Origin of the sequence: Occallatibacter sp., assembly GCF_049802275.1 — a bacterium.
In the GTDB taxonomy this organism is placed as follows: Bacteria; Acidobacteriota; Terriglobia; order Terriglobales; family Acidobacteriaceae; genus Telmatobacter.
In genome coordinates, this window is sequence record NZ_JBARMD010000358.1 from 1 (window position 1) to 11741 (window position 11741).

General features: G+C 52.5%; 10 protein-coding genes. 6 read left to right on the top strand and 4 right to left on the bottom strand.

What is annotated here, in order from left to right:
* The coding region (locus WA354_RS12425; protein ID WP_472813327.1) for a hypothetical protein at positions 1-191 on the bottom strand (191 nt) is incomplete at its 3' end.
* 314 nt (positions 192-505) lie between these two features.
* On the opposite strand from WA354_RS12425, the gene WA354_RS12430 reads away from it, so the two are divergent.
* Positions 506-2089 (top strand): glycosyltransferase family 61 protein, encoded by a 1584-nt coding sequence (locus WA354_RS12430; RefSeq protein ID WP_472813328.1) that lies wholly within the window; start codon positions 506-508, stop codon positions 2087-2089.
* Between the two features lie 76 nt (positions 2090-2165).
* Here WA354_RS12430 and WA354_RS12435 read toward each other — a convergent pair whose 3' ends face one another.
* Entirely contained in the window at positions 2166-3497 is a 1332-nt protein-coding gene (locus WA354_RS12435) for a flippase (protein ID WP_472813336.1), read from the bottom strand.
* A 210-nt stretch (positions 3498-3707) separates the two neighbouring features.
* Here WA354_RS12435 and WA354_RS12440 point away from each other — a divergent pair, with 210 nt between their 5' ends.
* Positions 3708-4634: a hypothetical protein gene (locus WA354_RS12440; protein WP_472813329.1), complete on the top strand. Its 927-nt coding sequence runs from the start codon at positions 3708-3710 to the stop codon at positions 4632-4634.
* Between the two features lie 107 nt (positions 4635-4741).
* Here the strand turns inward: WA354_RS12440 and WA354_RS12445 are convergent, their stop codons facing one another.
* Positions 4742-5539 carry a class I SAM-dependent methyltransferase gene (locus WA354_RS12445; protein ID WP_472813330.1) on the bottom strand — a complete coding sequence of 266 codons (798 nt, stop codon included), beginning with the start codon at positions 5537-5539 and terminating at the stop codon, positions 4742-4744.
* Positions 5540-5644: 105 nt separating this feature from the next.
* The gene (locus WA354_RS12450) at positions 5645-6829 is read right to left on the bottom strand and encodes a glycosyltransferase family 4 protein (protein ID WP_472813331.1); all 1185 of its coding nucleotides are present in this window, start codon (positions 6827-6829) and stop codon (positions 5645-5647) included.
* 445 nt (positions 6830-7274) lie between these two features.
* Here WA354_RS12450 and WA354_RS12455 point away from each other — a divergent pair, with 445 nt between their 5' ends.
* From WA354_RS12455 to WA354_RS12470, 4 genes are all read left to right on the top strand, one after another.
* The gene (locus WA354_RS12455; RefSeq protein ID WP_472813332.1) at positions 7275-8117 is read left to right on the top strand and encodes a glycosyltransferase family 2 protein; all 843 of its coding nucleotides are present in this window, start codon (positions 7275-7277) and stop codon (positions 8115-8117) included.
* Positions 8118-8425: 308 nt separating this feature from the next.
* Positions 8426-9367: a glycosyltransferase family 2 protein gene (locus WA354_RS12460; RefSeq protein WP_472813333.1), complete on the top strand. Its 942-nt coding sequence runs from the start codon at positions 8426-8428 to the stop codon at positions 9365-9367.
* A 79-nt stretch (positions 9368-9446) separates the two neighbouring features.
* The gene (locus WA354_RS12465) at positions 9447-10652 is read left to right on the top strand and encodes an O-antigen ligase family protein (RefSeq protein ID WP_472813334.1); all 1206 of its coding nucleotides are present in this window, start codon (positions 9447-9449) and stop codon (positions 10650-10652) included.
* Positions 10649-11741: glycosyltransferase (locus tag WA354_RS12470; protein ID WP_472813335.1), on the top strand; the 1093-nt coding region annotated here is incomplete at its 3' end. The genes WA354_RS12465 and WA354_RS12470, both read left to right, overlap by 4 nt.

The following is an 11741-nucleotide window of genomic DNA, read 5'->3' on the forward strand; positions in this document are numbered from 1 at the left end:
CCGTCGATGAGGGACTGAAGAGGCAATGTACGCTGAGACTGCGCCGCGGCAGTAATGACAGCTTTCTTGACTAACAAGGACGCACCTGAATGAAATTTATCACGAATGCTTCGGCTTTCGGGCTTTAGCCTATTGCAACGAGCTTCTGGTGAAGCAGGATTGTGAGTTGGGACACAGATTGCGAGGGTCATCGCGCGCTCCATGGCTTGCGGACCTATGGATATGATGGTGCGCAGGCGCCGTTTGTCCTATTGCAAAACCCGGGTCGAAAACGATCTGCTGGCCTTGGTTGATGAGGCGCACGACATTGGTGCGGCTCGGCAGGGCGGCGTATCTCAATGCGGCTCTTCCGATACAATCTTGGGGATACACTAACCTGCCCACGAGTGACATTGGCTGCGGAGGGGATTTGAGTTTCGGGAACTTTGACGCGCCAGTTGAATTGCTGGATGGCTTCCGCTTCGGGCGACTGAGGCTCGATCGATTCTTCATTTGAGGGCAACGGATGCCGAATACAACGGTATTTATCTTTGATTCTTCTTATCCAAGTATTGACATTGCCCTGCCAATCGACGAAGCGGAAATGCATGTAGTGGTGTCGGATCGTGAAGTCGAACCTCCGCCCGGTCACACAAACCTCCAACTTGAAGAACCGACCGGCTTCGGATCTTTTCGAAGGAACATCCGGCTGTTACGCGCAACCTGGCGCAAGTCAGATGGTCGGAAATGTATCGTCATTTCGGCACCTGGGATGCGCAGACAGCAGTTTTTGTTGAATACGCTTTATGCCCTTTGTCTCTGTCGGAATGTAGAGTTTTTTGACGGTGTTGGCCTGAGGTCGCTGGCAAGGTCGTGGAAACTAATCGTCACTTCCACAGCCCGGTTTCTCGGTAAATGCGCTATTGGAAGGCTCAAGGAAAAGATCAGAACAGCGCAATTCAACCACCGTATAAGAACTCTTTGCTCCGCAGCAACTCCGGAAGGGCGTTTATTCGGTATCTACAATCGCACTCGCAGTTTTTCGCTTCCACTCGATAAAGTGACCCAGCAACCGAGTGGTAACTCAATCTATGGCGGATACACCCGGGGCTGGTATCTGCCCACGCTTTCAAATCACCTGCAGCGCTACAAAGTGCAAACCACTCGCCACCGGCTTCGCGACGTTACGCTTCATATCGAAGATGTTGGGGGGGGGCCAGAGCGTTTTCTCTTCCAGCACGAGCGGATCCTCGATTATCCATATCTGCTGATTACCAGGGAACGGCGCAACGGCACCGTGTCTGTCTCGACCCGCGCTAAAGTCATGAGCGTAGAGCGTGGCATCGATATGTTACATTTCACATCCAGTTACTATCATTGGCTGGTGGATGGCGTCCCTAGAATTCTCGATCTCATCGATGATGGAACCGACTTCGATAAATATCCACTGATAATGCCTCCTTTGGAAGTATTCCAGCGACAACTTCTTGAGATTCTGGGAATCTCTTCCGATCGGCAAGTAGTCATAGTGGGTAAGGATGATTGGTGTCACGTGGGTGAGTGCATCTTCCCTACCGCCACTTTCCCATTTACGGTGCCCGGACTCGATGACTATTGGACACAGCCAAATGGCGATATGTTGTTAAGAATTCGCGAACGCATTTTGGCACGCCTGCCAAAAAGGAATTCAAAAAGCGAGAACGCAAAAAAGCGTCTCTACATCAGTCGAGCTAAGGCAACTAAGCGAAAACTCACCGTTCAATCCGAAGCTGCTGTAAGAACAGTTTTGGAATCGAGGGGATTTCAAACAGTCTACCTCGAAGACTTGCCGTGGATTGACCAATTGCAGTTGCTGATAGGTGCAGAGATTATCGTTGGCGTACATGGCGCTGGGCTGACCAATATCATTTTCGCAAATGCGCGATCTCTGCTTGAATTCCAGAACCCACTCGAGGCCCGCGCATATTTCGCTGTGATCGCAAGAGAACTCAATATGAGTTATGCATACATCGTAGGAACACTCGAGGGGCATTCGAAGAACTTCGATAACATTATGGTCGACCCTGCAGCGCTCATCAAAACACTGGATCGACTCAGCGTGAGCTCGTGATGCCAAAGACACCGAGGCGATTTCGATATAGTTTCCGGCGCGCGTTAACGCTCGGAGTAACAGCTGGATATGAATTTCATTTGGAGAAATCCCAAAACCTTCCAGGAATAAACGACCGCATCTGCATGTAAAAGATAGGCCTCGTCTGTGCGCTGAATACGTTCGAGAAGACCCCAGAGATGGCATACGAGACGACCGTTGCGATGGCCGCTCCCATGGCAGAATACCTCGGGATCAAATATAGATTCATGACGACATTGATCACAGCTCCGGCGACGATTCGGTAGAGAGACAGTTTAAAAAGGCTCTTTGTTACATCAAATGGGCTCTGGGCTACCCCGAGGAAGACGAAGACAGAGGCCCAAACATGGACCGCAAGCACCGGCCCAGCGCCGCGATAACCGCTCGAGTACAGTATTCGAACGATTGCATTTGAAGCGAGTGCCACGATGGAACCGATGACACAGGCTGATAGCGTCATGAGCGAGAATAGCTTGCGAAGCCGTCCATAAAAAAGTGCTGGGTCGTCCTTTGCCCGCATGATAGCGGGAGATACAGAGGAGACGATGGCCATGGGGATGAAATACCAGACCTCCGATATTCTGGTAGCCGCTGCATACAGCCCAACTGCAAAGTCTCCTTGCATCATCTTGAGCATGACCATGTCCAGGCGCATATAGACCATGACGGCCATTGCGGAGAAGATCACCGGCCAGCTTTGCTTTAGCAATTCAGTCGCTCTCTTCTTGCTGCTTCGCCAGGAAGACAATCTGCCGCCCGACAACCTGTAGCCGAGCACAAGACCGGCCGCGCCTAGCGCAACCTCTCCGGTCATAGCTACTGCAAATGTCCACAAGGGCGCCTTGGCGATTACCAAATACACGCGGACGACGACAAAGAGAAGAAATGCCGCGTTCTTCGCCCAGACGGTGATTTTGGACCGCACTTGCGATTGGAAGAAGACATCAATGGTGTCCAGCGCTTGGAAGACAAGTGTTAGCGAAAGGATACTGACCAATAGCAGCGCCATCCGATCGTGACGTTGAATCAATGCAAGGGTGCCAATCGATGCTGCCATGGCAACCAAACCTGCACCACCTCTGAGTGCGAGCGTTGTACCCAGAATCTCGCACGTGTCCTCGGCCTTTTGCAGCACCTCCCGCACAACAATTCCGTCCAGGCCAAGCGTGGTCACGCTCCCGAACAAGGCCACGAATGCAGCAGCGAAGTTCAAGCTACCGAACTGTGCTGGCCCCAAATACCGAGCGACCCAGACCCCGACGAAGAGGCCCATCCCCATGCGGATGACACGGTCCACCATCAACCAGCCCATATTTCCGAGTATTCTGCGCAGGCCGGGCCCGATCTTGTCCAATTGTCTTGATATTTGCGCAGAGTATGCGGTCATCTTCAATAGCTGGTTCCTTAAATTGGGTCGGCAGCGTCTGGAGGAGCGGGCCCCGTCGTTTTGCGAACGCGAATCCGTGATCAGGACCTTATCATTTCATGCTGCAACGATTGTTTCAGTTGCTTCGGTATCGGCTGGCTGTCCTCTGTGTTTTATCCTAAGTGCTACTATACTTGAAGGTTTACCCGATAGTTCCTGAGGTTCCGATTCATGCAGACAGGGACGCTGCAAACGCCTGTCGCGTTGTTTGTTTTCAATAGACCTGGCACTACGCGCCGCGTGTTTGACGCAATCTCCAAGGCACAGCCTGCGAAATTGTTGCTGATCGCCGATGGACCGCGACAAGGTAGAGACGAAGCTGAGGTCTGTCGTCGCGTGCGCGAGATCGTAACCTCTGTTAGCTGGCCCTGTGAGGTGTTCGAGAATTTTTCCGAGAGGAACCTCGGCTGCCGGGAAAGGATGATCAGCGGACTGGATTGGGTGTTTTCCCAGGTAGAGGAAGCGATCATACTGGAAGATGATTGTCTTCCAGACCCTTCCTTTTTCCCGTTCTGCCAGGAGTTACTTGAGAGGTACCGAGGCGACGACAGGATCGCTTATATTTCTGGTGACAATCTTGTAGGCCGGTACCGGAAGCCTGCAGACAGCTACTATTTCTCCCAAATCGGCGGCATCTGGGGGTGGGCAACGTGGAGGCCAGAATGGCAGCGCTACGACCGCCACCTTGTCGATTGGCCGGCGCTAAGAGAGCGGCGGATGTTGGAAGAAGTCTTCGACGACCCCAAGGTTGTCGCCTTCTGGACCCAGATCTTCGATGCCATGCACGAAAACAGAGGCCCCGACACCTGGGATTATCAATGGCTATATACAGGGTTAAAAAATAGCTCACTTACTATCGTTCCAAATGTCAATTTAGTTACCAACATAGGCTTTGGAGAGGGCGCAACTCACACTATTCAAGCCGATGCCCGATTCATACTTCCAGCAACTTCGATGGAGTTCCCGCTGAGGCACCCGGCCAGTTTCATTCCTTCGCGCAGCCTCGACAGGTATCGCGCTCAGGACATGTTACAGCAATCTCGAATGCAGCGCGCCTTGAAAAAGGCTCACCGGGTTGCTAGCAGATTCTTCAGCTAGCATTGTGCTTAGGTTAAGTTGAGCCACCTTTTGAATTGATGAAACGAGAGCAGCCGGTGTTGAGCCGTAGTATGGGTTCCCGCACAATGGCAGCGCAGCTTCGATTGTCATCGAGTCATCTGCTGCAAATCGCTTTCGATCAGGCTTGGGCGGCGATAGATGAAGTTTACAGTTCGAGCGGTCTTTAGACCATTGGCCAAGCGGTACAAGAAGCTGCTCTGTGGTTTTCGAGTAAATAGATGAAACTGGCCGAACGACAGCAGATGCCTTCCGAACCGAGTAGCCAGAAGACCTAAAGACTCCTTGGTATAGAAAGCAATATGCTGACCACTCGTCGGCACGTAATACCACCAATCAGCCAGTCGGGGGACGGGATCAGGGACAAGGCAGGTCGAAACGAACACGTTGTCCGATAGATTCATTAGCTGTTCCAGTCCGGAGACCGGATCAACGAAGTGCTCGAGCAACTCGAATGCTGTGAGAAAGTCGAAGGTTGCCCCGTCCTGGCATTCGAAGCCCCTCGCGTAATCATTTGTGGCGTAACGATCTGACCAGAAAAACTTGAAGCCCCTATCTCTCATGAGTCGAACGAAAACGCCGTGACCCGCGCCAAAGTCAACTGCGCTGTTTGTTTTTGGAAAAAGCAGGTTGAGAACGGCGCCAGTTATCTCGCAATTCACCAGATTTCGCTGCATGGCTCCAACGTCTTGGCGGGCGATCGCAGAAGAATACGCCTCGTCCAACCAATACGGTTCCTCAGTCTGCATGAATCCGCATTTATCACAACGAAAGTATCGAACGCGATACTTCCGAAGCACCTGGGTCTCTTCGAAAAATTCTGTTCGCGACTCACATACCTTGCATTTGGCCGGCAAGAGGTTATCTTTTGCAACTGAAGTCTTCACTAAGCCAAGGCCTCCGGACAAAAATTCCCGAAATTCCAGATTTGATTATTGCATCGATAGTGTCACTCACCGAGTTTGCACCCGACTCACCTTAAGCTGCAATTACTAGCGCTCTGCCGGCAAAGGGTTCAGTCGGTGATTCTGCGCAGACAGTGCTGCTGTTTTCGCATAGAGCGCACGGAAACTCGCGGCTGTATCTCTGAACGAGTATTGCGATAATAAGAGTGTTCCCTTAGCGACCAAGTCTTGTCGGAGTTCCGACGAATTGAGAAGTTGCGCCATTAATGCCGATAAGTCCGATGGCGAATCTGGGTCAAAGTAGAGGGCCCCATTCCGTCCGACTTCGGGCAGCGTAGTGGCATTTGAAGAAAGCACGGGAAGGCGTGCCTGGAATGCTTCGAGGATTGGAAGGCCAAAGCCTTCGAACCGGCTCGGGTATATCATCGCCGCTGCAGTATGGAAGATAGCTTGCAACTCGGCCGGCGTAACAAACCCGAGGAAATGCAATTGCTCGGATACCTTGAGTTCTTTAGCGAGCTTGTCGAGAGATAACCGATGCTCGGTGTACGATCCCGTAAAATAGACATGCGGGGCGATACCTTGTTCACGCTTCAAGATATGAAGCGCTCTTAAGATAACCTCGTGGTTCTTGTGTGGCCACGTTCTTGCGGGATAGATGAAAAAGCGATCGTGGAGTCTATATTTATCGACTGTGCTCCGGATTTCCTCGCTGGAAGGATCCTTGTAGGCTCCAAAAACTGAACCCCACGGAATCACAACGACCTTGTCCGGTGACGTTTCATAACATTTAACAAGATCCAGCTTGGTCCATTCGGCGTGGACGCAAATATAGGAAGCCTGATTGCAGAAAGCACGATACATTCTCTCTCGCTCTGCAAAGGCAGTCTCAGAAAAGAATTGCGGGTGATGAAGGTGTTGCAGGTCGTGCGGCTGGTAGATGCTGGGCAAGTCTGTCAGATATGCCACAGGTGTCGGGAAGTGAACGACATCGAACTGATGAGATTCGACATATCCATCAGAAACAGGTATCTGCGCAGTTTCGTTGTGCAGCTTCTTCAAGTCGATCAGTTTCTTCCAAATGAACCGGAGGGGCGCAATCCGTCGCAGCGACGCCTTCACCGTGCTGAAGGTTGACTCGGGAATGCCCTCCAGCCTGCAAGGACCGTAAACATAAGGCACAAGCTGCCTTTTTGAATTCTCAGGAACGATAAACGTAAATTCCTGATCGGTGACCTCTGAATCCGAAAGCGCTTTGGCCAGGGCCAGCAAGGCCGTGCCAACTCCTTGCTCGAAATCTGAAATTCTGCAATCGATTGCGACACGGAGCTTAGGAGCCATCTGAATTATTTGATCCTCTTCGCAGTAAGTTTACACGCGACGGATGCTTCCATTCCACCTGCGGGGGTAAAGCCTGAGGCCGTGAAATACACGAGGACGCGCTTCTCAAGAGCATCCCGAACAGGTTGCGGAGATGCTCCTCTCCGGAGAGCGTCCGACCGATCGCCGAAGGTCTTGGCTCATGCCGTGGCAGCATCGTACAATCAGTCGAAGAGCCAGCAGGATGCCGCAACACGGATGCGGTTGGACCCCGTTTTCTCTCGGTGGCTACGCGAGTAGGGCGAGGCCTGTGAGCGACTGACGGCGAGTCGCACCAGAGTGAGCCTCCTCTCTCCGAAAAGGAAGAGGCATTCAATCATGCGGAGAGTGGATCTCAATGCAAGACGATGTCATATCAAAGTGCGGAGGAAAGCGGCTCAAAGGGCTTTCAACGCAGAACAACTCTGATCGTCCGCTCTTTACCGTGGTCACGCCGGTCTTCAATGGCGCCAAGGGGATGGAGGCAACCATCCTTAGCGTACGAGACCAAAAATATAAAAACCTTGAATACATCGTCATCGATGGTGGATCAACGGATGGAACACTCGACTTACTCCGCAAGTATGAGGACACGATTGATTACTGGGGCAGCGAGCCAGACCAGGGGATTTACGATGCGATGAACAAGGCTATCGGCCTTGCCCGCGGTCAATGGGTGTACTTCATCGGCTCGGATGATACCTTATGCGATTCCCTGGACGCCGTCGCTCAATACCTTCACGACGATCGGACAGTCTATTACGGCAATGTTCTCCTGACCGGATCGCAGAAGATATACGACGGGTCATTCGGGTCATGGAAACTTTCACGCCGTAACATCTGCCAGCAGGCAATCTTTTATCCTCGTGGTCTCTTTGAGTCGGAGCGCTTTAGCCTGCTGTATCCCGTGTTGGCTGACTGGGAGTTCAACCTACGGATTTACTCCAATCATGTATTCAGATTTCAGCACATTCCTGTACTGATCGCTAAGTACGACAATGTCAGTGGGGTTAGTGGGCTCGGTGATGATCGATTCAAGCGTGATATGGGAAGCTTGATCCGCGAACACTTGCCAGCGGTGTGCTATATGCTGCATCAAGTCGGGACGATTGCTCGTTCAGCCATCCGTTGGATTTTGAGGCGACCTGGCGACAGAGGAATCAAGAAATCGTGCCCGGCCAAGAGCTGCGGTGTGAAATAGGACCGAATTATGCGAGATCTAGCTGGTTCTTATCGCATCTATCCGGGAGCCTCGGGCAATGCGGTGTTCTTTTCACGAGATAAGCTCAAACTGGCGGAATTGTGTCTTGAATCGTTCCGCAAATTCCGTCTGAAGACTTGGGCGAAAACTTGGAGATGGGGATTCATATCATTGCTATTTGGCAGGAGACATCGGCTTTGGGCTCCTAGGCCATCCTTGGCAACAGCTCACATGGCGTCTTCTTTCCTGTCGCCCGTCGTCGATTGGCGCCGTCGTTTTTCCGACTCCCAGCATGAATGCCGACCTCTATGATTTCTCCAACGGTTCCTGTGTTGCCGCAAGCGATCTCGCTGACGGCCGAGTCCGTAATCGCAGGCGAGGAGCGTTTGTCCATTCTTCTCGTCAACTATAACGGCATGCGGTACCTGGGGCCATGTCTGGAGTCCATCCGCCTCCATGCCCCCCCTGGAACCCAGGTAATACTGGTGGATAATGCTTCTACGGATGGATCCCTTGAAGCCGCGAGGGCGAGCTTCCCATGGCTCGAGATCGTTCGAAGCGACCAAAATCTTGGCTTTGCCGGAGGAAATAACCTCGCTGGAAGGAGCGCTCGAGGCAGGTTTATACTGCTCCTCAACACAGACACGCTGCTGTTGGAACCGATTGCCGCAATAGTAGACTGGCTAGAGACTCACGTTTCGTACGGCGCCCTCTCGATCAATATGCTTGATGGAGACCGCATTTCGCGTGCCTGCACGGGAAGGTTCCCGTCGGCGGCACGGCTAGCTGTTCTGCGCTCCATGCTGATATCGCCCGAGCAGTACGGTGCGGAAGAGGCCTATGATGTGGATTGGGTGCAGGGGTCTTTTCTTCTCACGCGCACAGATGTATGGCATGTGCTGAACGGGTTGGATGAAAGATTTTTTATGTACGGCGAGGATATCGATTTTTGTAAGAGAATGCAGGAGGCGGGGTTTGGGTGTGCCTATCTGCCCCGTTGGAAATACGTGCATTGGGGTGGCTTCGCCTCGAGCCGGTTTCCGGAACTAGTGTGCAGTTTTGCGATTTACGTCGAGAAACACATGAAGGGGATTCATCGGCTTCTTTGTCGCGGTGTCCTATTCGCGGGATGCCTCTTGAGGGCTGCCATGTATCGGACCAGGGGCGTCATTCAAGGACGGGAGTTCGACCGGATCGAAGCAACCAATTGCTGGCGTGCTTTCAAGGTAATAGTTCAACGTCTGGAATAAGGACCCTGCTTTGACGGAGCCAACTGCAAATTCCTATTTATTGCCCTCGAATGCCCCTGCCACTCCGCTGCGCCCCGGGGTGGCAGGCTTTCTGTGGGTCCATATTTATCTTCCATTTGCCGCGTTTTACTTCTTCCTAAATCACGCCGGGGTCGACAATCTTGGGCTGCCGATTGGGATCTTCTACACCTCGCTCCTCTCACCTCTCTTCTATATTTGGCTATACCTTGAAGGCCGCCGCTGGCTGACAACGAACCTCCTCCTGATCCTCTCGCCTTTTATCCTGGCACACGCAGCCATGGGCATTGAAAATCCCGTGGAGTATCTGCGCACGCTCGCACATTGGTGGGCTGTCTATGTTACGGTGTACGCATTTTGCTGGGCACTCTCGAAATGCAGAAGCCTCGATCGGCTATTCGATCAGTTAATCCTGCTTAACTTCTGCGCCGCTGTGCTTGGCGTTATTCTTCGCCCCACTCCCCTGCAGGCTCTATTCTGGATGAACACTCAACCGATTATAGGTGGCCCAGATGTACTGCGGCTCAACCTTCTTTCTACCGAGCCATCAGCCTACGCCGAGTTGATGTTTCCTTTGATTATCTTTGCGACCCTCCGGCTATTGCACGAAACCAAGAGACGAAATGGAACATATTTCATGATGATTGCTTTTCCTTTTCTGCTCTGTCAGTCCTTTGGAGGGATTAGCATTGGCCTTGCTGCGATCGGCGTATCGCTGATGGTCGGCTACCGGCAACTGCTAAGCAGTCGGAAATCCCGGATTCGATTCTTTTGTTTGGCCATTGCAACTGGAGCTCTGCTCTTGACTCCTAACCCAATCTCGCAGCGAGTATTGCAGGTGGCGGCAGGGAACGACGGCTCCACGCAAGGTAGAACTATCTTAGCCTACGTTTCCGGTTACACAGTAGCTTCTTCAAAGAGTCTTTGGTGGGGAGTGGGGTTGGGCCAGTCGAAGTATATCGACTTCTCCTATCTCGGCTTCGGTTTGGAAGGCCACATTCCCAATTTCATAGCCGGATTTTTAGCCGAGTTTGGACTCATCAGCGTTGCAGTTGTTCTGGTTGTGGAGTGTTATCTCTTCTATAGGACGAAAGTGCACCTGAATTCCTTCCGGCTTGCAATGTTTGCGGTAGCGTTCCTTCAGCAGTTCACTGGAAGTTATGGGACGGATATTCAGATTTATCTGATATGGTTTTTGGCCTTCTATCCGTTCTTACCCGAGTTTGATCTGAATCAAGGTCTCAGGGTAGAGGTGTCTCGCCCATGAGCGAAGCGCGACCCCTGAAGGTACTCGTATCCGCATTTGCGTTCAATCCGACTAAGGGGTCGGAGTGCTCAGTTGGGTGGGATTACGTGCGTGCCATCGCGGCAAAGCATAAGGTATGGGTGATCACGAGAGCTCTCGAAAGAGAGGAAACGGAACAGTATCTGCTTCAGCACCCACACGCCCTGGCCAACTTATCAGTTCAGTATGTTCAGGAGAGATTCAGAAACCTCACTTCCCCCTTGGGTCACATAACGAATTACTGGCGCTATAAGGTCTGGCAGTGGGACGCATACGTGCTTGCTCGTGAGCTCGATGCAAGAATCGATTTCGATGTGGTTCACCAGCTTAACGGAACCGGATTTCGCGAGCCTGGACATCTTTGGAAGCTCGGCAAGCCCTTCGTGTGGGGTCCAATTGGGGGATTGCAGTTTACTCCATTTTGGCTCCTTAATGCCGTGCCGTTCGGTTCGCGAGTATTTTGTGTCCTGAAGGGCCTGTCAACGCTCTGGGCCATGCACGTATCTCGCCGGCCGAGGCGAGCGGCGGCGACTGCACAGGTGATCCTAGCCTCGTCGAGCAATGTAGCTGAGAAAGTTCATGCGCTCTGGGGCCGAGACGCTATTACACTGTGCGAAGTAAGCGCACCGGATCTGGAGCCGAGGGCGCTGGTTCGCCGAGGGCCCGGAGAGCCGTTGCGTATTGTCTGGAGCGGGACATGCAACCCGCTCAAGGCTCTTAATATCGTTTTGCTGTCGCTCGGGCAACTCAAGCAATCTTTTGCCGATTGGCGCTTAATCGTCATTGGAGATGGACCACTTTGGGAGAGTTGGAAGAGGCTCGCCGGTAAGCTCGGACTCGCCGAACACTGCAGCTTTCTGGGAAGAGTACCGCGTGCCGAAGCTCTTTCAGTCATGGCAACCGGCCACTGCTTTGTCCAGCCTAGCCTGTATGACGCAACCTCCACGGTGGTAGCCGAGGCTCTGGCGCACAGACTTCCTGTCCTTTGTCTCGACCATTTCGGATTCAGGGACGCCGTTAACTCGGCATGCGGCGTGAAGATTCCACCGAACCAGCTTGATCAAGTGATTG